The following is a 19,873-nucleotide window of genomic DNA, read 5'->3' on the forward strand; positions in this document are numbered from 1 at the left end:
GGCGCGGCCGCGACGGCAAGCCGGTGGTCGTGAAGGCCGTGGACGGCGTGTCCTTCGAGCTGCAGCGCGGCCGCACCCTGGCGATCGTGGGCGAGTCGGGTTCGGGCAAGACCACCACGGCCTTGTCCGTGCTGCGGCTGGCGGACCCGACCGCGGGCTCCATCCACTTCGACGGTACGGACATGACGGCGCTGAGCGGCTCGGCCCTGCGCCGCATGCGCCGCCGCGTGCAGTTGGTGTTCCAGGATCCGTATTCCTCGCTCAATCCGCGCCAGCGGGCGGGCGACATCGTGCGTGCGCCGCTGGACCTGATGGGCATCGATCCGCCCGGCGGACGCGAGGCGCGCGTGGCCCGCATGTTCGAGCTGGTGGGCCTGCGGCCGGAACAGCGGCAGCTGTTTCCGCACCAGTTTTCCGGCGGACAGCGGCAGCGGCTGAACGTGGCCCGGGCCCTGGCCAGCGCGCCGGACCTGATCGTCTGCGACGAGCCGGTGTCGGCCCTGGATATCGCGATCCGCGCGCAGATCCTGAACCTGCTGCGGCGCATCCAGCGCGAGCAGGGGCAGTCGTTCCTGTTCATTTCGCACGACATGGCGGTGGTCGAGCACATCTGCGACGACATCGCCGTCATGTACCTGGGAAAGATCATCGAACAGGCCTCGCGCAATGCCTTCTTCACGCGTCCGCTGCATCCCTACAGCGTCGCCCTGATGTCGGCGGTGCCGACCGTGAAGGGCGGGCGCGAGCTGGCCGCACGCCGCGTGCGGCTGGCGGGCGATCCGCCCAGTCCGGTCGATCCGCCGCCGGGCTGCCGTTTTGCCGGACGCTGCCCGGCCGCGCAGCCGCTCTGCGCCACGCGCGAGCCGGCCTTGCGCGAGGTCGCGCCAGGCCACCGTGTGGCCTGCCATTTCGTCGAGTCCCGCGACGGCGTCCTGGTGTCGCCGTTGCAGGGATGAATCCACTCTCCGATAGAAGGACAGACCGATGACCCAGACCCGCGCCCGAACCACGATCTATGCCGCGCGCAGCATCCTGACCATGAATCCGATGCAGCCCCGCGCCACGCATGTGGCGGTGCGCGAGGGCCGCATCCTGGGCGTGGGCAACCGCGACGAGCTGGCGGGCTGGGGCCCCGCCGATCTCGACGAGCGCTATGCCGACAAAGTGCTCATGCCGGGCCTGGTCGAAGGGCATTGCCATCTGCCGGAGGGCGGCATGTGGAAGTTCGTGTACGTGGGCTTCTATGACCGGCGCGGACCCGATGGCCGCTTGTGGGAAGGCTTGAAGAGCTTCGATGCAGTGGCCGCTCGGCTGCGCGAGGCCGAGCGCGTCCTGGCGCCCGGCGAGACGCTGATAGGCTGGGGCTTCGATCCGATTTTCTTCGACGGCGCGCGCATGCGCGTACAGGACCTGGACGCGGTATCCGCCGAGCGGCCCGTGGTGGTCATGCATGCCAGCATGCACCTGATGAACGTGAACACGCCCATGCTGGCGCGCGCCGGCATAGACCGCGACACCGACATCGAGGGCGTGACGCGCATGGAGGACGGGCGCCCCAGCGGCGAGCTCTGCGAGTTCGCGGCCATGTTCCCCGTCATGCGCCTGATCGGCAGCCCGTTCCGCACGGTGGGCGTATCGGAAGAAGGCCTGCGCATGTTCGGCAAGGTGGCGCAGTGGGCGGGCGTCACCACCGCCACCGACCTGGTCAACGAGCTGGGCGACGAGGGCCTGGCGACGCTGGCCCGCATCACCGCCGAGCCGGACTATCCGGTGCGCATCGTGCCGGCCGCCTCCGCTTTGACCTACGCCGGCGATCCCGCGCGCTGCCTGGCCAAGCTGGCCGAGGCCCGGCGCCTGAACAACGACAAGCTGCATCTGGGCATGGTCAAGCTGGTGGTGGACGGTTCGATCCAGGGCTTTACCGCCCGGCTGCGCTGGCCGGGCTATTACAACGGCGCGCCCAACGGCATCTGGGTGATTGCGCCGGCGGAGCTGGACGCGATGGTGCAGACCTACCACGACGCCGGGGTGCAGCTGCACATCCATACCAATGGCGACGAAGCCACCGAGCTCGCCATCGACGCGGTGGATCGCGCCTTGCGCCGCAGCCCGCGGCGCGATCACCGGCACACCTTGCAGCACTGCCAGATGGCCGACGCGGCGCAGTTCCGGCGCATGGCCAGCCTGGGCATGTGCGCCAATCTCTTCGCCAACCACATCTTCTACTGGGGCGATGCGCACCATGCCCTGACCATGGGGCCGGACCGGGCCAAGCGCATGGACGCCTGCGCATCCGCCGCGCGCGCCGGCGTGCCGTTCTCCATCCATTCGGACGCGCCCATCACGCCGCTGGCGCCGCTGTTCACGGCCTGGTGCGCCGTCAACCGCCAGACCTCGTCGGGCAAGGTGCTGGGGGAGTCCGAGCGCATCGGCGTGGAAGCGGCCTTGCATGCCGTCACGCTGGGCGCGGCCTACACCTTGCACCTGGATCACCTGGTCGGCTCCATCGAGATCGGCAAGCATGCGGATTTCTGTGTGCTGCAGGACGATCCGCTGGAGGTGGCGCCGGAACAGCTGAAGGACGTGCGCGTGCTGGGCACGGTCATCGGCGGCCGGCCCTTGCCGCTGCGGGAGGCCTGAGATGGCGCCGCAGGGCGCACCGCGCATCGCGCTGACCGTGGTGGGCGGGTTCTTGGGCGCCGGCAAGACCAGCCTGCTCAATCACGTGTTGTCCCGTAGCCGGCGCCGCGCGGCGGTCCTGGTCAATGACTTCGGTCCGATCGATATCGACGCCGGACTGATCGCGCAACGCAGCGACCAGGTGATCAGGCTGGCAAACGGCTGCGTCTGCTGTTCGATGGCGGGCGGCCTGGACGACGCCCTGGCGCGCGTGCTGGCGCTGGATCCCTTGCCCGAATGGATCGTGATCGAGGCCAGCGGCGTGTCGGATCCGGGGCGCATCGCGCAGGTCGGCATGTCCGATCCCCTGCTGCAGTTGGAGGGCGTGGTGGTGCTGGCCGATGCCGCGAATGTGCGCGCGCTGGCGGCGGACCCCTTGCTGGCCGATACCTTGGACCGCCAGTTCAAGGCGGCCGATCTGCTGGTGCTGAACAAGACCGATCTGGTTCCTGCCGAGGAACTGCCGTCGCTGCGCCTGTGGCTGCACGCGGCGACGCGCGGGGCCGCGATGATCGAGACGCGCGAAGGGCGCGTGGACCTGCGCCATCTGCTGGGCGAAGGCGGGTCTTGCAGCCTCGCGCATGAATGCGCCAGCGGCGCTTGCAGCCATGCGGGCCACGTCCACGCCGCGACGCCCGATGACCCCGATCATCCGTTCCAGAGCTGGCTGTGGCGCGCGCCCGCGCTGCTCGACGCCGACCAGCTCGCCAGCCGGCTGCGCGACGCGCCCAGGCAACTGCTGCGCGCCAAGGGCTGGGTGCGCACCGACCGGCATGGCCTGGTGCTGGTGCAACTGGCGGGCCGGCGCGTGCGCTACGACACGCAGGCCAGGCCGCCCGCGGATCTGGACGAGCCAGCGCTGGTGCTGATAGGCATGCGTGGCGCTGTCGATCCCGACTGCATGGACGCCTGGTTGGCGCCGGCCGCTGTTTGATGGTCGAGCAAGCTTCTGGTGCAAGCGATTTCCCGCTTCTGGTTCTAGACCCTGCCTGGGGGCTCACTTACCTTAGGTCCTGAATGCTGGCGCGCGTTGCGCTCGCGTCTACCGGAGGTATGCGATGCAGAAGACCGTCACCGCGGACATGCTGGCCGAATTCGCGGCGGCCTGGAACCGCCACGATATCGACGCCCTGATGTCCTTCATGAGCGACGACTGCGTGTTCGAGACCGTGGCCGGCCCCGAGCGGTGGGGCGCGCGGCACGAAGGCCGCGAGGCAGTGCGTGCCGCCTTCGCCGCGGCCTGGGCGAATTTTCCCGACGCGCAGTGGCAGAACGGCACGCATTGGGTCGCTGGCGACCGCGGCGTATCCGAATCGACCTTTACCGGCACCGCCGCCGACGGCTCCCGCGTGGAGGCGGACATGGTGGACGTCTTCACCTTCCAGGACGGCAAGATCCGCGTGAAGAACGCCTACCGCAAGCAGCGCCCGGCCTTGCCGGCCCGCGGTTGAGGACGCCTCCCGCCCCCTGCAACCGGAACGCCGCATGGATACTCAAATGTCCTTCCAACCTGTAGGTCCGGCCCCCGCTGGCCGGACGGCGATCAGCGCCTACAACCCGGCCTACGATCCGCTGGTGTCCCCGCCCGGCCGCGGGCAAGACTACGCGCCGACCTACTGGGTCGCGACCGCCGGCGAGCCGCCCGAGGACGACGGTCCCGTCAACGGCGACATCGACGCCGACGTGGTGATCGTGGGCTCGGGTTTTACCGGCCTGTCGGCCGCGCTGACGCTGGCGCGCGATTTCGGCGTGAAGGCCGTGGTGCTGGAAGCCAACCGCGCGGTGTGGGGCTGCACCAGCCGCAACGGCGGGCAAGGCCAGAACGCGTCCGGCCGCCTGTACCGCTCGCAATGGATAGCGCGCTGGGGCCTGGCGACGGCCAAGCGCCTGGACGCGGAAATCCGCGAAGGCTTCGAATATTGGAAGAGCCTGGTGGCCCAGGTCGATTGCGACGCGCAGCCGGGCGGCCACCTGTACACGGCGCACCGCCAGAAGAAGATGGCGTTCCTGGAAAACGAAGCCCGCGTGATGCGCGAGGTGTTCGGCTATGACGCCAGGATGCTGAGCCGGGAGGAACTGCGCGAGCGCTACGTGTACGACCGCGAGGCAGTCGGCGCGATGCACGAGCCGGACGGCGTGGGCGTGCATCCGCTGAAGCTTGCCTACGGCTATATGCGGCAGGCGCGGGCGCTCGGCGTGCGTATCCATCCAGGCAGCCCGGTGCTGGGCTGGCGCGCCGAGAACGGCGGCGTGCGGCTGCAGACGCCCAACGGCTACGTGCGCGCGCGGCGCGTGGCGTTCGCCACTGGCGGCTATACCGCGCAAGGCGTCAACCGCCTGCTGGACAACCGCATCATGCCCGTGCTGTCGAACTCGCTGGTGACGCGGGTGCTGACGCCGGCGGAACGCGACGCTGCGGGCCTCAAGAGCACGGTGTTCATCACCGACACGCGGACCCTGCGCTTCTACTACCGCCTGCTGCCCGACGGCCGCATGCAGATCGGCAGCCGCAGCGCCTTGCGCGGCGCAGACGCGCAGCATCCGCGCCACTTGGCGCTGCTGCGCGAAGGCCTGGCGCGCAAGTTCCCCACGCTGGCGGGTGTGGATGTGGATTATTCCTGGTGGGGTTGGGTGGACGTGAGCCACGACATGATGCCGCGCGTGACGCAACCCGACCCGGCGCAGCCGGTCTATTACGCCTTCGGCTACGGCGGCAATGGGGTGGCGTTCTCGGCCCACGCCGGCAAACGCCTGGCGCAGCGCATGATGGGCAAGGACGGCGTGTCCTGGGACCTGCCGATCTATGACTCGCCCTTGCCGGGGCATATGTTCGCGCCGTTCCGCAGGCTGGGCCAGGGCCTGCTGTACCGCTGGTACTACCTAAGAGACGAAGTGCTCTAGCGCGTGCAAGTCCGGGCCCTGCGGGGCCTGCTTGCCGTCGGCGGCGCGGTCGCGGTAGCGGTCGACCACCTTGGCCAGCCTGGCGATCCCCGGCTCGATGTGTTCTGGCCGGATCGAGGTGAAGCCGACCCGCAGGAAGTTGCGCGGCGCGTCGGCGCCGTTCATGAAGAAGACGTCGCCGGGCTCCACCACCACGCCTTCGGCCAGCGCCGCCTCGGATAGCTCGCAGGCGTTGAGCCAGGGCGGCCCTTGCAGCCAGCAGGACGAGGACCCGGTAATGGGGATGACCTTGAAATCGGGCAGATGCCGCGCCAGCGCGCGGGCCAGCTCGGTGCCGCGTTCCTGGTAGGCCTGGGATTGCCGGCGCAGCAGCGAATGGTGGTGGCCCAGCGAAATGAAGAGCGAAAACGCCCGCTGGATGTAGGCCGAAGGATGCCGCAGCATCAGGCGGCGCAGGGCGCGCAGTTCCGCGGTGAGTTCGCGCGGCGCCACGATGTAGCCGATGCGCAGGCCCGGGGCGAAGGACTTGGCCAGGCTGCCCACATAGATCACGCGGCCGTCGCGGTCCAGGCTCTTCAAGGCGGGAATCGCGCCTTCGCCCCAGCGGCTCTCGCTTTCGAAGTCGTCCTCGATGATCAGGCTGTCGGCCTGGCGCGCCAGCGTCAGCAGGTTCTGGCGGCGCTCCGGCGATAGTGTCACCGTGGTGGGGCACTGGTGCCCGGGCGTGACGAAGATGTAGTCGCAGCCCAGCAGATGGGTGCCGGTGCACAGCCCTTGTTCGTCCACCGGCAGGGGCAGCAGGTTGCGCGTATGGCTGGCGAAGATGTTGCGGGCGTCAGGGTAGCCGGGGTCTTCCATGCCGACCACGGTGTCCTCGTTGACCAGCAGGTCGGCCAGCAGGTAGAGCGCATGCTGCGCGCCCACGGTGATGACGATTTCCTCGGCGTCGGCCCAGACGCCGCGCCTGGGCAGGACCTGGGTGCGGATCTGCTCGATCAGCGCGGGGTCGTCGTGGGTGATGAGGTCGGGCGCCCAACTGCGGATGTCCAGCACGGACAGGGCCTTGATACAGCATTCGCGCCATTCCGCGGTGGGAAACAGGTCCTGGTCGAACTGCGCGTAGACAAAGGGGTAGGGCTGCTTCTGCCAGTCGCGCGGCTTGGTGATGTTGCGCTGCCGGGATGGGCGAAAGCGCAGGCGCTCTTCCCAGCGCACGCCGGGCGCGCCGCCGTCATCCGCCGGCTGCGCGTCGGCCGCCGGCCCGGAGTGGCCGCGCATCACGGTGTCGCTGACGAAGTGGCCGCTGCGTTCGCGCGACACCAGATAGCCCTCGCTCACCAGTTGCTGGTAGGCGAACACCACGGTATTGCGCGCGATGCGCAACTGGTCGGCCAGATGCCGGCTGGACGGCACCGGCGTGCCGGGCGGCAGGTGGCCGCTCAGGATGGCGGACACCAGCATCTGGCGCACGCATCCTTGCAGGCTCAGGTTGGGCGCGCTTTCGCGTTCGAACAGGCGCTCCCACAACACAGGCTTGAGCATCGAGGCCTGGCTGGACATGACGGCTCCTTGTCTAGGCCGCGCAGCCGATAGCCGCTGCGCAGGCGCCGTTCCTGAGGATAGAGGAGCCGGATGGGGGACGAAATGAGGGATTGCCCGGGCGCGTTTCAGACCCGTCCCTTCCAGGGGATGGCGAATTTCTCCAGATAACGGACCAGCAGGTCGAAGGCGAAGGCGAACACGCCGATCACGATGATGCCCATGATGACGGTGTCGCTGGCCAGGAACTGGGCGGCGTTGAGCACCATGAAGCCCAGGCCGCGGTCGGCGGCCACCATTTCGGCGGCCACCAGCGTGGTCCAGCCCACGCCGATGCCGATCCGCATGCCCGTGAAGATTTCCGGCATGGCGGCCTTCAGGATCACGTGCCAGACCACCTGCGCGGGCGTGCCGCCCATGGCGTAGGCGGCGTGGATCTGTTCGATCGACACCGAGCGCACGCCGGCGCGGGCCGCGATCGCCATGGGCGCGAAAATCGCCAGGTAGATCAGCAGGACCTTGGGGAATTCGCCGATGCCGAACCAGATGATGATGAGCGGCAGATAGGCCAGCGGCGGCAGCGGACGGTAGAACTCGATGGGCGGATCGAAGATGCCGCGCGCGTAGCGGTTCACGCCCATCAGGATGCCGACGGGAATGGCGGTCACGCAGGCCAGGAAAAAGGCGCCGAACACCCGCGACAGGCTGGCCAGCGCATGTTCGGTAAGCGTGGAGTTGGCCACGCCGTCGGTCATGGCCGAGACGAACTTGTCGTACACGGCCAGGGGCGAAGGCAGGAACAGCGGCCGCACCCAGCCGGCGCTGGTCACCAGGAACCACAGCCCCAGCAGCGCCAGGCTGGTGATCAGGCTGATGTGGCCGCTGTAGCCCGCGCCCGGCGCGCCGTAGACCTTGCCCGGCGCGGCGGGCTTGTGTCCCGGGCGGCTGCTAGCCATGGAAGCCTTGGGGGGAGGAGGCTCGTTCGTCGCCATAGATGATGCCAAGGACTTGTTCGCGCATGGCGATGAAGTCGGGACTGGATTTGATGCTGCGGCCATCGCGGGTCTCCAGGTAGCGCCGGTTGAAGTCCGGCGTGAAGGTATGCGTGATGCGGCCCGGGCGGGGCGACATGACGATCAGCCGCGAACCCAGAAACAGCGCTTCCTCCACGCTGTGCGTGATGAAGAAGAACATCTTGTTGGTCTGCCGCCAGATGTCCAGCAGCAGCTCCTGGATGGTCTCGCGGGTCAGCGCGTCCAGCGCCGCCATGGGCTCGTCCATCAGCAGCATGGCGGGGTTGCAGGTCAGCGCGCGGGCAATGCCCACGCGCTGCTGCATGCCGCCCGACAACTGGTAGATCATGTGGCGGTGGAAGTCCTGCAGGCCCACCAGTTCCAGATTGCGGCGGGCGCGGGCACGGCGGGTTTCCTTGTCCACGCCTTGCAGCTTCAGGCCGAACTCGGTGTTCTCCAGCACGTTCAGCCAGGGCAGCAGGGCGTGCTTCTGGAACACCACGCCGCGGTCGGCGCCGGGACCCACGATGGGCCGGCCGCCCAGCGTGATCTCGCCCTCGGTGGGCGACAGGAACCCGGCCAGCAGGCTGAGCAAGGTGGTCTTGCCGCAGCCCGAGGCGCCCAGCGCCACGACGAACTCGCCGGGCTGGATGGTCAGGTTGACGTTCTGCAGCGCGATGACCGGCCCGCTTTCGTGCAAGCCGGGGTAGGTGACGCTGACTTTCTCCGCGCACAGGCTTTGCGTGGCGGACGAGGACTGCATGGTCATGCCGGCTCCCCTAGGTTGCGACGGGCTGCGCGCAGCCCTGCGTGGCGCGAGGCAGGCGGCGCCGCACGGGCCGCCTTGGCCGCAAGCGCCCCTTACTTCTCGGCCGCCTTGGCGTACTTGTCCGTGACGTGCGGGCTGTAGTCGGCCAGAGCGCGGTCGATCTGCTTCTGGTCCTTCAGGAAGTTGGCGCTGGCCGCGAAGGCGCGCGCGGCGCCCGACTCCTTGCCGCCGCCCAACCAGACATTGGAGGCCTGTTCCTGCACGGTCGGGAAGACCAGCAGCTGCAGCGCCTCGACCATGTCCTCGGGCTTGCCGCCGATCAGCTTGACGATGCTCTTGACCTGCGGCGAGTCTGCCGTCCACTTGGCGCTGTTGGCGCGGTAGTCCGCATAGGACTTGGCCAATACGCTGGTGAAGGCGGCCATGAACTTGGGATTCTTGGCGGCCCAGGCGCGGTCGACCACGATACCGTCGAAGGTCGGCACGCTGGCCTTACCGATCTGTTCCGAGTCGGCGATGATCTTGCCGGTCTTGGCGATCTCGGTTAGCGCGGGCGGCCAGACGTAGGCGGCGTCGATGTCGCCGCGCTGCCAGGCGGCCACGATCTGCGGCGGCTGCATGTTCAGGATACGCACGTCGCGCGGGCTGATCTTCCAGACCTGTTCCAGCCCGACCAGCAGGTGGAAGTGGGAGGTGGAGACGAAGGGCGTGGCGACCCGCTTGCCCTTCAGGTCGGCCGTGCTGTTGATGCCGGAGCCGTTGCGCGCCACCAGCGCCTCGGATTTGCCGATGTTGTCCAGGATCCAGAACAGCTCCATGTCGACGCCGCGGGTGGCGGCCGCGGTGATGCCGGTGGAGCCCAGCACGCCGACCGGCACGTTGCCGGAAGCCAGCGCGGTGGAAATGTCGCCGCCAGAGGTGAACTGGCGCCAGTCCACCTGGTAGCCGGCGTCCTTCAATGCCTTGTCGAAACTGCCGTCGGCGATCGCTGTCAGGAATGGCCCCACGATCAACTGGTAGCCGACCACCAGCTTGGTCTGGGCATAGGCGGGAGCGGCCAACAGCGCGGCGGCCAGGCCGGCCAGGGTGCAGCGGCGGATGAGGCGGAATATCGCGTTCATGGAGATCTCCGGGAGGGAACGGCCACGCTCCGGCGCGGCCGGCTGAAGCCAGTTTGCCCGGATGGAGCCAGAACGCTAGAGCCAGATGTCCTAATCAGTAGGAGCCAAAAACGGACCGGGCCCCCCCGCCGTGCCGGCGACGCCAGGACTGGCGCGGCCGGCGCGGCGGGGTGCGGCCGGCGAGGCGGCCCGCGACATGCGCCAAAAGAGGGAAGGGGGATCCGGCTAGCGGATGAGGCTGAGGAATTCGGCCCGGGTCGACGGGTTGTCGTGGAATTCGCCCAGCATGACCGAGGTGACCATGGACGAGTTCTGCTTTTCCACGCCGCGCATCATCATGCACATGTGCTGGGCTTCGATGACCACGGCCACGCCGGCGGCGCCGGTCACGGACTGCACGGCCTCGGCCACCTGGCGGCTGAGGTTTTCCTGTATCTGCAGGCGGCGCGCGTACATCTCGACGATGCGCGCGACCTTGGACAGGCCCAGCACCTTGCCGTTGGGCAGGTAGGCCACGTGCGCCTTGCCGATGAAGGGCAGCATGTGGTGCTCACAGAGCGAGTAGAGCTCGATGTTCTTGACCAACACGATCTCGCGCGTGTCGGAGGTGAACAGCGCGCCGTTGACGATTTCGTCCAGGTTCTGGTCGTAGCCGCGGCACAGGTGGCGCATGGCCTTGGCCGCGCGCGCCGGCGTGTCGGCCAGCCCTTCGCGGGACGGATCTTCCCCTAGTTGTTCGAGAATGGCGGTGTAGTGCTTTTCCAATGACATCGGGGACTCCTGGGAGCGGCGCTGGTTGCGGCGCTTTACTGTGTGTAGCGTAGTGCTGCAAGTCTACCGCAGCGCGGGAAAACGATCAGGCCGGGCTCAGGTCCAGGCCCGGGTCAGACCCCACGGTTTTCGACGGCGTACTTGATCAGCTCCGCCTGGCCGTCTATGCCCAGCTTGCGCTTGATGTTCAGGCGATGGGTCTCCACCGTGCGCACCGATAGCCCCAGCGCCTGCGCGATCTGCTTGTTGGCCTCGCCGCTGGCGATATGGCGCAGCACGTCGCGTTCGCGCTGCGTCAGCATGGTGGCCGGCGCCGTGGCCTGCGACAGGCGCACCGCCACCGCCGCGCTGAAATAGCTGCGGCCCGCCATGACCGCGCCGATGGCGGTGACGATTTCCTGCGCCGGCTCGTCCTTCAGCAGGTAGCCGCGCGCGCCGGCCTTGACGGCTTGCACCATGTATTCGGGGTTGTCGTGCATGGACAGCACCAGCACCGCGATTTGCGGGTAGCGCTCGTGCAGCAGGGCGGTCAGCTCCAGCCCGCCCACGCCCGGCATGTTCAGGTCCATCAGCGCCAGGTGCGGCAGGGTGCCGCCCTGCGGGTCCTCGGCCAGGCAGGCGGCCAGGAAGGCCTGGGCGGCGGCGGCGTTGCCGGCTTCGCCCACCACCTGCAGCTGCGGCACGGTTTCCAGGCGCAGCCGCAGCCCGTCCCGCACCAGGGGGTGGTCGTCGATCAGCAGCAAGCGGATGGCGTCGTTCATGCTTCGGGACTCGCGGGAAGGGGGGCGGCAGGCAGCGGCAGCCAGGCTTGCAGGACCGTGCCCTGGGTGGTGGAGCGGAAAGTCAGCGTGCCGGACAGCGCGTTCATGCGTTCGCGCATATTGCGCAGGCCGATGCCGCGGCGCGGATCCTGCTGCACCTCGGCATAGTCGAAGCCGCGGCCGTCGTCGGCGATGGTCAGGCGCAGGTCGCGCGGGGAATAGGCCAGCGTCAGGTCGGCGCGGGTGGCGCCGGCGTGGCGGATGACGTTGGTCAGCGCTTCCTGGGTGACGCGGAACAGGGCGGTGGCGTAGGCCTCGGGCAGCTTCACCGGCTGCCCGGCGGTATGCAGGCGCACGGCCAGCGGCGCAGCGCCATCCTGGCTGGGAATGGCGAACTCGCGCCCCAGATGTTCGAGTGCCGCCGGCAGCCCCAGGTCATCCAGCAGCGTGGGCCGCAGATTGTGCGAAATGCGCCGGACTTCGCCCACGGCGGTGTTCAACCGGTCCAGCGCGCCGCCCAGCGGGGTGTCGATGTGGGCCAGCGCGCGCGGCTCGGCCGGCAAGGTCTGCCGCAGCCGTTCCCGCGCCGCTTCCAGCGACAGCTTGATCGACACCAGCACCTGGCTGATGCCGTCATGTAGTTCGCGCGAGAGCCGGGCGCGCTCGTCTTCCTGCGAACGCACCAGTTGCCTTGCCATCAGCCGCAGCTTGGCGTCGGACTGCCGGTGGTCGCTGATGTTCAAGGCCAACCCGCAGGCGGCCACGCCCAGGATGGACACGGCGGCGATGCCGGCCACCCAGGCGAACATGTCGCGGATATTGGCCTGGGCGGCGGCGTCGATGCGCTCTAGCGCCTGCTGCACGTCGTCCAGGTAGATGCCGGTGCCCAGCATCCAGCCCCAGCGCTCCAGCACCACCACATAACCGAGCTTTTCCTCGGTCTGGTGGGTGGAAGGTTTTTCCCACAGGTAGTGCACCGCTTCGCCGTCCTGGCCGCCGCGCCGGGCGGCGGTCAGCAGGTTCTGGATGACGGCCTGGCCCTTGGTGTCGCGCAGCTCCCAGAGGTCCTGTCCAACCAGTTCCGGCTGGCGCGGGTGCATCAGGTTCTTGCCTTTCAGGTCGTAGACGAAAAAGTAGCCGTCGTGGCCGAATTCCATCTGCGCCAGCAGGTCCAGCGCGCGCTGGCGGGTGGCGTCATCGTCGGCCGCGGCCTGCAGGGGCGCGATGGCGCTGTAGGCCAGGTTCACGTAGTGGCGCAGCTCGCCTTCCTTGCTGGCCAGCCAGGCGTTTTCCACCACCTGCTTTTCGCGCTGCGCCAGCTGCAGGCCCTGCACGTAGACGGCCACCGTGATGGCGGCGACGGCCACCAGCAGGGGCACTGCGGCAAGCAGCAGGATTTTGAGGCGCAGCTTCATAAAGGATTTGTATCAGCGCGGGTGCGAATATTGCAACGCAGCATTTGGCGTGCCGCTATCAGGGTCGGGAGAATTCAGCCGTGATTTTACGGTTTCCGCTAAATCATGCTGCGGCGCATTGCGTAGTAACACGTAGCGGAATTGCGTAGTTTCGCGCTTGTTGCTGCGTGGTCAAAACGAAATACTAGCGTCCGCGTCGACACGGCGCTGCGTGGACGCGCGCGCGTCCGCCACCCCACAACAATGAGTCTGCCTTCCGCGGGACGATAAAAGCGTTTCACGCCAAAAGCATGGCGGGAGGCTAGAGGAGCACTTATGCAAACCAGCAGTAAGGGACTGGGTCAGCACCTGGTCTGGCTGGCGGTTGCGGTACTGGGCGCGTTCGCGCTGGGCACCGTGGCGCTGGCCAGAGGGGAGACCATCAATGCGCTATGGGTGGTGATCGCCGCCGTATGCGTGTACTTGATCGCATACCGTTACTACAGCCGCTTCATCGCCAAGAACGTCTTCCAGCTGGATCCGACGCGCATGACGCCGGCATGGAAGCACAACGACGGCCTGGACTACGTGCCCACCAACAAGCACGTGCTGTTCGGCCACCACTTCGCAGCCATCGCCGGCGCCGGTCCGCTGGTGGGCCCGGTGCTGGCCGCGCAGATGGGCTATCTGCCGGGCATGCTGTGGATCCTGGCCGGCGTGGTGTTCGCCGGCGCCGTGCAGGACTTCACCATCCTCTTCATCTCGACCCGCCGCGACGGCCGTTCGCTGGGTGACCTGGTCAAGTCCGAACTGGGCAAGATCCCGGGCGTGATCGCGCTGTTCGGCGCCTTCATGATCATGGTCATCATCCTGGCCGTGCTGGCGCTGATTGTGGTCAAGGCGCTGACGCACTCGCCCTGGGGCACCTTCACGGTGGCCGCGACCATTCCCATCGCGCTGTTCATGGGCGTGTACCTGCGCTACATCCGTCCGGGCAAGATCGGCGAAGTGTCCATCATCGGCTTCGTCGGCCTGATGGCCGCCATCACCTTCGGCCAGGACGTGGCCGCGCACCCGGTGATCGGCCCCATGTTCGACTTCGACGGCAAGGGCCTGACCTGGATCCTGATCGTCTACGGCTTCATCGCTTCGGTGCTGCCGGTGTGGCTGCTGCTGGCCCCGCGCGACTACCTGTCGACCTTCCTGAAGATCGGCACCATCGTCGGCCTGGCCATCGGCATCGTGGTGGTCGCGCCCGAGCTGAAGATGCCCGCGCTGACCCAGTTCGTCGACGGTTCCGGTCCGGTGTGGTCGGGCAACCTGTTCCCGTTCCTCTTCATCACCATCGCCTGCGGCGCGGTGTCGGGCTTCCACGCCTTGATCTCCTCGGGCACCACGCCCAAGCTGATCGAGAACGAAACCCAGGCCCGCTACATCGGTTACGGCGGCATGCTGATGGAATCCTTCGTGGCCATCATGGCGCTGGTCGCGGCTTGCGTGATCGAGCCGGGCATCTACTACGCCATGAACAGTCCGGCGGCCGTGATCGGCACCACGCCCGACCAGGTCGCCCAAGTGGTCTCGAGCTGGGGCTTCGTGGTGACGCCCGCGGACCTGATCCAGACCGCCAAGGACGTGGGCGAAAGCACCATCATCTCGCGCGCCGGCGGCGCTCCGACGCTGGCCGTGGGCATGGCGCACATCCTGCACCAGGCCATCGGCGGCCCGGGCATGATGGCCTTCTGGTACCACTTCGCCATCCTGTTCGAAGCGCTCTTCATCCTGACCGCTGTCGACGCCGGCACCCGCGCGGGCCGCTTCATGCTGCAAGACCTGCTGGGCACCTTCGCCCCGTCGCTCAAGCGCACCGACTCGCTGCCCGCCAACCTGATCGCCACTGGCTTGTGCGTGGCGGCCTGGGGCTACTTCCTGTATCAGGGCGTGGTCGATCCGCTGGGCGGCATCAACACGCTGTGGCCGCTGTTCGGCATCGCCAACCAGATGCTGGCCGCGATCGCGCTGACGCTGGGCACCGTGGTGCTGTTCAAGATGAAGCGTGACCGCTACGCCTGGGTCACGGTGCTGCCGACGCTGTGGCTCTTGGCATGCACGCTGACCGCCGGCTGGCAGAAGCTGTTCCACGCCGACCCGCGCGTCAGCTTTCTGGCGCACGCCGACAAGTACAACGCGGCCATCGCCGAAGGCAAGGTCCTGGCTCCGGCCAAGTCCCTGGGCGAAATGTCGCGCGTGGTGTTGAACGACTACATCAACGCCGGCCTGTGCGCGATCTTCATCTTCGTGGTGGTGAGCATCGTGGTGTTCGGCCTGCGCTCGGTGCAGCGCGCGCGCGACGAGAACAAGCCGACCGCCCGCGAAATGCCTTACGAAACGCTGCCGGCCGCCGCCGGCGCGGACTGAGCGCAACAGGGAGACGACGCATGCTGTTCAGCAACATGAGTTCCGCGGCCGGCGCCGCCGGCCGCTACCTGGGGCAGACGCTCCGGCTGATGGTCGGCGTGCCGGACTACGAAACGTATGTGGCCCACATGCGCCGCACGCATCCTGACCAGGAGCCGATGAGCTACGAGGAGTTCTTCCGCGAGCGCCAGGATGCGCGCTATGGCGGGAAGAAGCGGATCGGCTGCTGCTGACGATCAACGGCCTCGTTCGCGAGAGCTTGGATTGATGATGAACCCTCCCGTAAAACGGAGGGTTTTTTCGTGGGCGGGCACCGTGATCTGTTCCAACTTGCAACTAATGAAAATATCCGTTATCGACGGTCGGACTGCGATCACTCGTTATTTGTTCTATGTCGGATTCGCTTTTTTATTGGGTACAAGAAAAACGTACAAGGTATAGAAAAAAATAGACTTTTACTGTGCATGATATTGGTGCTGTTTTGTGCGAGCGTTAGGCTAAAGTCGGGAAGTTGGTAGGGATCGTCGAGTGTTTCGGATGGGTTTTCGAATTTAAAGAATATGAGTGTTCGGAAAGGCGAAAATTCCTGAGAATAAAAGATTTCAAAGAGAGGTTTTCTATAAATGGAGAAAATCAAGCTAAGTCAAATCGAGCTGCTTGTGGCAGCGGTCGAGATGGGTAGCTTTAGCGCGGCCAGTGCTGAGCTTGGCTGTACGCAATCTCGCATCAGCCATTCAATCGCCGAACTCGAACGGAGTCTGGGTGTGCGGCTCCTTGAAAGGACACACGCAGGCTGCACCCCCACACAGGCTGGTCATCGTGTCTTGGCGAGGGCCCGGGAGATTCTGCATTTGACGCGAGAGATCGAGCAGGAGTCGCACGACCATCTAGATCTCAAAGGAACTGTGCGCGTTGCCTGCATACGAAGTGCGGCAACACACCTCTTGCCGTACGCTATAGAGACCTTGGAGCGCGAATGCCCCGGTGTGCATCTGGAAGTGCTGGACGGCTGTCATAGTTATGACTCAGTAATGGAGATGCTGGAACAGGGGAGCGCGGACATTGGAATTACGCGTGAGTTAAAGGAGACCGCGTTCAGAATGAAGTCGCTAGTGTCTGATCAATACGTAGTTGTCGCCCCAACTTCACGAAAATTGAACTCTCCGGTGCATTGGGAGGAGCTAGTGGAGATTCCGTTCATACATATCCAACAGCCCGGTTCAGAATGGATCGTTGAACAGTGCCTTGAATCCGGAATGCCCCGCCAACGTGTTCGCGAGCAAGTAAGCGAAAGCGGTATCGCCGCCATGGTCGGGCGCGGACTAGGGTACGCCGTGCTTCCACGATTGACGGTCTTTCCGGACGTGCAGGGGACGCAGATCCTTGTCCTTCCGTTTCGCGCGATGCGAAAATTGGTGATGTATCGAACGTCCCGCCGATCTCGTGATAGTGTGGTCGATACTGTTATTCGATACATTCGAAACAAGTCACTCGTCATGAAAACCGAGGTTTGGCAACGTGGGATTATCACTCTTGATTTTTAGCTGCGGGGCAGCTTAATTCGGATTTCTGGGCTGAATGGATCTTAAATATGATATCGGCCTCGATCGCGAAATTGATATCTGCAATAGTCAAACTACCCGCGTCGTGTGTAGTCAGTGTGATGTCGATTCGGTTGTAGATGTTTGTCCATTCAGGATGGTGAGCACGCTTTTCCGCGATTAGGGCAAGCTGCGCCATGAACGAAAAAGCCCAAGCGAAGTCCACAAACTCATATCGACGCGAGATCGCTCCGCCTCGGGCGTCGACATATCTCCAATCGGGACAGCGAGTCAATGCGGTGTCAAGCTGCGCCCCAATGAGGCGAACGGCGGCGCTGTTGGCGGAGTATGCAATCATGGAGCAGGGGGGCGTGGTGCAGAGTTGGCAATGGTTGCCGATTTGCGTGTTGGTCGAAGTATCAAAAACAGGGCACTCAGAATTAGTACACCTGCAGGCAGGTATGACCAGGTCAGATTCTCGTGCAAAAAGAATACGCCCCACAGCACGCCAAAGGGCGGGATGAGGAACGTTACGGTGAGCACCCGGATCGGTCCAACATTGTCGACAAGGCGGAAAAAGAGAATGTATCCCCATGCAGTGCACCCGACTCCGAGTGCCAGCAAGGCTAGCAGCACATGGGGTGAGTTGAGCGTGGTCATGAGCAGCGCTGGTGAGTTAACAAGCGATGCGGAGAAGAAGGGCAGCAGCAGCAGATTTGCTCCCATTTGACTGCCAAATGCCACGAGCTTGGGATCCAAGCCACCCCGCTCAGTGATCCAACGCCGGGTCAAGAGGTCACTTACGCCGTAGCAAGCGGTCGCGACAAGACAAGCCGCGATACCCAACGCGACGCTAGGCGTCACTACAATCGGACCCTCGGTCATCAAGACAGCGACGCCTACAAGACCAACAACGACACCGAAGATCTTGCTTGCATCGACGCGCTCTGCAAAGAACGCGGCGCCGATAATGGTGCCCATGAGCGGAGTTGTTGCGTTCAAGATCGCCGAATAACCCGCTGGCAAGACGCGCGCGGCCAGTGCATACATCAGCACCGGAATTCCTGAGTTAACAATGCCGAGCAACAGCGTTGCGCGCAAATGCTTGCCGAACGATAGACGCACCCCTAATAGAGGCAGAAGGACGGCCAAACTGGCTGCGCCGATGAGCACGCGGAGCGCCGCAGTCAGCGTGCCTCCAAGTACCGGTGCAGTGATCCTCATGAACAGGAAACTCGAACTCCATAAGCCCGCCAAGAGCAGCAGCCGGGCATGATCCATAAATCTCATGGTGTCATGAGCCCGTTTGCTATAAGTTCTTTACGCACCAATGCATGCTCGCTTACTTTGGTGAGTCGAAGAAATTCGAGACTGTTTTGAAGTCGCGGCGCTTCGGAAAGTGCGGGCCGCTGGCGTGCGATGTCATTGAGCATCTTGTCTGCCATCGACGAATCTATGCCTGCGGCCAGCAGTACGGCACGGTCATGAGTTCTGTCGTCAAAGTCGTCGAAGTATGTGGCAATTATGGCTGGTAGCAACGTCGCGGCCATTTCGCGCTCACTTTCGTCAAGACGAGGCCAAACCCAAGCCAACGCGCGACGAAAGTACCCATAGTGACGACCTTCGTCCGCCAAATGGTATTCCATGAGTCGGCGGAATCCAGGGTCGTACCCATCGAGTCGGCTGGCGACAAGAATCTCCTTGGTGAAAGTGCTCTCGGATAGACAGCAGCATAAAAACCTCGACAACGCCGCACTGGAGTCATCCAGGTCATGCGCTATATCCTCGTAGGCATTGATAAGAGCGTTTCGCGCCGGCATGGGGATAGGAGCAATGCCGGTTGCCAGGCTTACCTTGTTTGAGAATAGGCGCGCCATGTACGAATGAAATGCTTCGTCCACAAGGATTGCCAGCGCTTCGGTTGCGGTTTCTGCTTCAAAGACACGAATCGATCGGCCATAGGCGATATCCACGGCGACCCGATTCACAACATCGGTTTCCGTCAGGCAGACATCGTGCAGGTACTTGTGAAAGGCCTGAACATGAATGAATCGCTGTGTACTCTGTGGCTGAGCGAGCATGGCGGGATGGCCAAGCAAGGGCTTCATCTCTACCGGAAAGCGCCAGTCGAACGCTGTATCCTCATCAAATATTCCCGTGCATGGCTGATGCACGGTTGCCTTGGTGAACCAAGCCAGGTCGATGTGGGCCGCGGAATACGCCATCGTCATTTCTGTGCCTCGCGTTCTCGTTGAACGCAGAATTCGACGCCAAGAATATCTCGCGTGCCTGTCGAGACGCCGTCAAGCGACGAGACCGGGGTTACTGAATGGTAGATATCGGGGTCGCGGAAACAATAGAAGTCCAGCGGTTCTAGCATTGTCGTGGCGACCAGCGCTTGTTTTTCATTGTCATAGATGATGCTCTCGCCACCGGTGAGATTTTTTCGCCCGAATAAAATCTGGCAACTGAAGTCGACACCGTCCTTGTGTATGCCTTCCGGGGTTGGCAGGCCAGTAATGCCGGGCTCGCCAAGGATGCGAACCTGATGGAGAAATAACTCGAGACGCCTTGCGCCGAGCGCTGTCGAAAATCGACGGCTGAAGTGTTTGAGGATGCGTTGCAGTAACGGCGATAGTAGCAAGCCGTCGTCAATCAGCATAAACGTGCGCGTTCCTCCATTGACTTGGTTGTAGGCGGTAGACTGATAGAACGAAGTCCTCTTCAAATCGGTCAGTTCGTCCAGTGTCGCGTCATAGACGAGTTCCGCATAACGTCGCTTGCGATAGCGACCGTTGTCCTTCAGGTAGGAATCTGTCTCTAAGTCGTTCCAGGTCGCAGCAGCGAGGGCAACAGCTTGGAAATCACAGCTGCCGGAAAACACTTCATCGTCGCAGTTTCCTACCCAAACACTCTTTCCAATGATGGCCTCGGATGTGATTTTCTTTATGACGGGCATGTTGATC

19 protein-coding genes are annotated in these 19,873 nt (G+C 64.8%); 8 read left to right on the plus strand and 11 right to left on the minus strand.

Going from position 1 to position 19,873, the window contains the following annotated elements:
• The 5 genes from BRO63_RS13260 to BRO63_RS13280 all read left to right on the plus strand — a co-directional run.
• The coding region (locus BRO63_RS13260) for an ABC transporter ATP-binding protein (RefSeq protein ID WP_088140246.1) at positions 1–956 on the plus strand (956 nt) is incomplete at its 5' end.
• Between the two features lie 28 nt (positions 957–984).
• Positions 985–2,640 carry an amidohydrolase gene (locus BRO63_RS13265; RefSeq protein WP_088140247.1) on the plus strand — a complete coding sequence of 552 codons (1,656 nt, stop codon included), beginning with the start codon at positions 985–987 and terminating at the stop codon, positions 2,638–2,640.
• Position 2,641: 1 nt separating this feature from the next.
• Entirely contained in the window at positions 2,642–3,613 is a 972-nt protein-coding gene (locus BRO63_RS13270; RefSeq protein WP_088140248.1) for a CobW family GTP-binding protein, read from the plus strand.
• Between the two features lie 124 nt (positions 3,614–3,737).
• Positions 3,738–4,130, plus strand: coding sequence for a nuclear transport factor 2 family protein (locus tag BRO63_RS13275; RefSeq protein WP_088140249.1), 393 nt, complete (start codon positions 3,738–3,740; stop codon positions 4,128–4,130).
• A gap of 46 nt (positions 4,131–4,176) precedes the next feature.
• Positions 4,177–5,580 (plus strand): NAD(P)/FAD-dependent oxidoreductase, encoded by a 1,404-nt coding sequence (locus BRO63_RS13280; protein ID WP_218824094.1) that lies wholly within the window; start codon positions 4,177–4,179, stop codon positions 5,578–5,580.
• On the opposite strand, the gene pdxR is transcribed toward BRO63_RS13280, so the two are convergent.
• From pdxR to BRO63_RS13315, 7 genes are all read right to left on the minus strand, one after another.
• The gene (pdxR, locus tag BRO63_RS13285) at positions 5,560–7,140 is read right to left on the minus strand and encodes a MocR-like pyridoxine biosynthesis transcription factor PdxR (protein ID WP_088140251.1); all 1,581 of its coding nucleotides are present in this window, start codon (positions 7,138–7,140) and stop codon (positions 5,560–5,562) included. The genes BRO63_RS13280 and pdxR overlap by 21 nt on opposite strands.
• 107 nt (positions 7,141–7,247) lie before the next feature.
• On the minus strand, positions 7,248–8,075 hold the full coding sequence (locus BRO63_RS13290) for an ABC transporter permease subunit (RefSeq protein ID WP_088140252.1): 828 nt from the start codon (positions 8,073–8,075) through the stop codon (positions 7,248–7,250).
• Entirely contained in the window at positions 8,068–8,901 is an 834-nt protein-coding gene (locus BRO63_RS13295) for a taurine ABC transporter ATP-binding protein (protein WP_088140253.1), read from the minus strand. The genes BRO63_RS13290 and BRO63_RS13295 overlap by 8 nt, the downstream gene beginning before the upstream one ends.
• A 92-nt stretch (positions 8,902–8,993) precedes the next feature.
• Positions 8,994–10,022, minus strand: a complete 1,029-nt coding sequence (gene tauA, locus BRO63_RS13300; protein WP_088140254.1) for a taurine ABC transporter substrate-binding protein — start codon at positions 10,020–10,022, stop codon at positions 8,994–8,996.
• 225 nt (positions 10,023–10,247) lie between these two features.
• Positions 10,248–10,793 carry a GTP cyclohydrolase I FolE gene (gene folE, locus BRO63_RS13305; RefSeq protein ID WP_088140255.1) on the minus strand — a complete coding sequence of 182 codons (546 nt, stop codon included), beginning with the start codon at positions 10,791–10,793 and terminating at the stop codon, positions 10,248–10,250.
• Positions 10,794–10,906: 113 nt separating this feature from the next.
• On the minus strand, positions 10,907–11,554 hold the full coding sequence (locus BRO63_RS13310; RefSeq protein ID WP_088140256.1) for a response regulator: 648 nt from the start codon (positions 11,552–11,554) through the stop codon (positions 10,907–10,909).
• The gene (locus BRO63_RS13315) at positions 11,551–12,969 is read right to left on the minus strand and encodes a cache domain-containing protein (protein ID WP_088140257.1); all 1,419 of its coding nucleotides are present in this window, start codon (positions 12,967–12,969) and stop codon (positions 11,551–11,553) included. The genes BRO63_RS13310 and BRO63_RS13315 overlap by 4 nt, the downstream gene beginning before the upstream one ends.
• Before the next feature lie 315 nt (positions 12,970–13,284).
• On the opposite strand from BRO63_RS13315, the gene BRO63_RS13320 reads away from it, so the two are divergent.
• The 3 genes from BRO63_RS13320 (at position 13,285) to BRO63_RS13330 (ending at position 16,910) form a co-directional block, all read left to right on the plus strand.
• Positions 13,285–15,366, plus strand: coding sequence for a carbon starvation CstA family protein (locus BRO63_RS13320; RefSeq protein WP_088140258.1), 2,082 nt, complete (start codon positions 13,285–13,287; stop codon positions 15,364–15,366).
• A 20-nt stretch (positions 15,367–15,386) separates the two neighbouring features.
• A complete protein-coding gene (locus BRO63_RS13325; RefSeq protein ID WP_088140259.1) occupies positions 15,387–15,599 on the plus strand; it encodes a YbdD/YjiX family protein in 213 nt (70 codons plus the stop codon).
• Between the two features lie 390 nt (positions 15,600–15,989).
• Entirely contained in the window at positions 15,990–16,910 is a 921-nt protein-coding gene (locus BRO63_RS13330) for a LysR family transcriptional regulator (RefSeq protein ID WP_088140260.1), read from the plus strand.
• Here BRO63_RS13330 and BRO63_RS13335 read toward each other — a convergent pair.
• From BRO63_RS13335 to BRO63_RS13350, 4 genes are read right to left on the minus strand one after another with little or no spacing between them, the layout of a single operon-like run.
• Positions 16,894–17,265, minus strand: coding sequence for a 4a-hydroxytetrahydrobiopterin dehydratase (locus tag BRO63_RS13335; protein WP_088140261.1), 372 nt, complete (start codon positions 17,263–17,265; stop codon positions 16,894–16,896). The genes BRO63_RS13330 and BRO63_RS13335 overlap by 17 nt on opposite strands.
• The gene (locus BRO63_RS13340; protein WP_306425676.1) at positions 17,262–18,188 is read right to left on the minus strand and encodes a DMT family transporter; all 927 of its coding nucleotides are present in this window, start codon (positions 18,186–18,188) and stop codon (positions 17,262–17,264) included. Before BRO63_RS13340 ends, BRO63_RS13335 begins: the two co-directional genes overlap by 4 nt.
• Positions 18,189–18,193: 5 nt before the next feature.
• Entirely contained in the window at positions 18,194–19,138 is a 945-nt protein-coding gene (locus BRO63_RS13345) for a diiron oxygenase (RefSeq protein WP_088140263.1), read from the minus strand.
• Entirely contained in the window at positions 19,135–19,866 is a 732-nt protein-coding gene (locus BRO63_RS13350) for a 2OG-Fe dioxygenase family protein (RefSeq protein ID WP_088140264.1), read from the minus strand. The genes BRO63_RS13345 and BRO63_RS13350 overlap by 4 nt, the downstream gene beginning before the upstream one ends.
• Positions 19,867–19,873: the final 7 nt, after the last annotated feature.

Source organism: Achromobacter xylosoxidans, assembly GCF_002192695.1.
GTDB lineage: Bacteria > Pseudomonadota > Gammaproteobacteria > Burkholderiales > Burkholderiaceae_B > Achromobacter > Achromobacter xylosoxidans_C.

Coding starts and splice junctions, on each gene's coding strand:
- tauA (WP_088140254.1), bottom strand. CDS start 10,022: ATGAACGCGATATTCCGCCTCATCCGCCGCTGCACCCTGGCCGGCCTG.
- BRO63_RS13310 (WP_088140256.1), bottom strand. CDS start 11,554: ATGAACGACGCCATCCGCTTGCTGCTGATCGACGACCACCCCCTGGTG.
- BRO63_RS13275 (WP_088140249.1), top strand. CDS start 3,738: ATGCAGAAGACCGTCACCGCGGACATGCTGGCCGAATTCGCGGCGGCC.
- BRO63_RS13340 (WP_306425676.1), bottom strand. CDS start 18,188: ATGGATCATGCCCGGCTGCTGCTCTTGGCGGGCTTATGGAGTTCGAGT.
- pdxR (WP_088140251.1), bottom strand. CDS start 7,140: ATGTCCAGCCAGGCCTCGATGCTCAAGCCTGTGTTGTGGGAGCGCCTG.
- BRO63_RS13290 (WP_088140252.1), bottom strand. CDS start 8,075: ATGGCTAGCAGCCGCCCGGGACACAAGCCCGCCGCGCCGGGCAAGGTC.
- BRO63_RS13320 (WP_088140258.1), top strand. CDS start 13,285: ATGCAAACCAGCAGTAAGGGACTGGGTCAGCACCTGGTCTGGCTGGCG.
- folE (WP_088140255.1), bottom strand. CDS start 10,793: ATGTCATTGGAAAAGCACTACACCGCCATTCTCGAACAACTAGGGGAA.
- BRO63_RS13350 (WP_088140264.1), bottom strand. CDS start 19,866: ATGCCCGTCATAAAGAAAATCACATCCGAGGCCATCATTGGAAAGAGT.
- BRO63_RS13265 (WP_088140247.1), top strand. CDS start 985: ATGACCCAGACCCGCGCCCGAACCACGATCTATGCCGCGCGCAGCATC.
- BRO63_RS13325 (WP_088140259.1), top strand. CDS start 15,387: ATGCTGTTCAGCAACATGAGTTCCGCGGCCGGCGCCGCCGGCCGCTAC.
- BRO63_RS13280 (WP_218824094.1), top strand. CDS start 4,177: ATGTCCTTCCAACCTGTAGGTCCGGCCCCCGCTGGCCGGACGGCGATC.
- BRO63_RS13295 (WP_088140253.1), bottom strand. CDS start 8,901: ATGACCATGCAGTCCTCGTCCGCCACGCAAAGCCTGTGCGCGGAGAAA.
- BRO63_RS13330 (WP_088140260.1), top strand. CDS start 15,990: ATGGAGAAAATCAAGCTAAGTCAAATCGAGCTGCTTGTGGCAGCGGTC.
- BRO63_RS13345 (WP_088140263.1), bottom strand. CDS start 19,138: ATGACGATGGCGTATTCCGCGGCCCACATCGACCTGGCTTGGTTCACC.
- BRO63_RS13335 (WP_088140261.1), bottom strand. CDS start 17,265: ATGATTGCATACTCCGCCAACAGCGCCGCCGTTCGCCTCATTGGGGCG.
- BRO63_RS13270 (WP_088140248.1), top strand. CDS start 2,642: ATGGCGCCGCAGGGCGCACCGCGCATCGCGCTGACCGTGGTGGGCGGG.
- BRO63_RS13315 (WP_088140257.1), bottom strand. CDS start 12,969: ATGAAGCTGCGCCTCAAAATCCTGCTGCTTGCCGCAGTGCCCCTGCTG.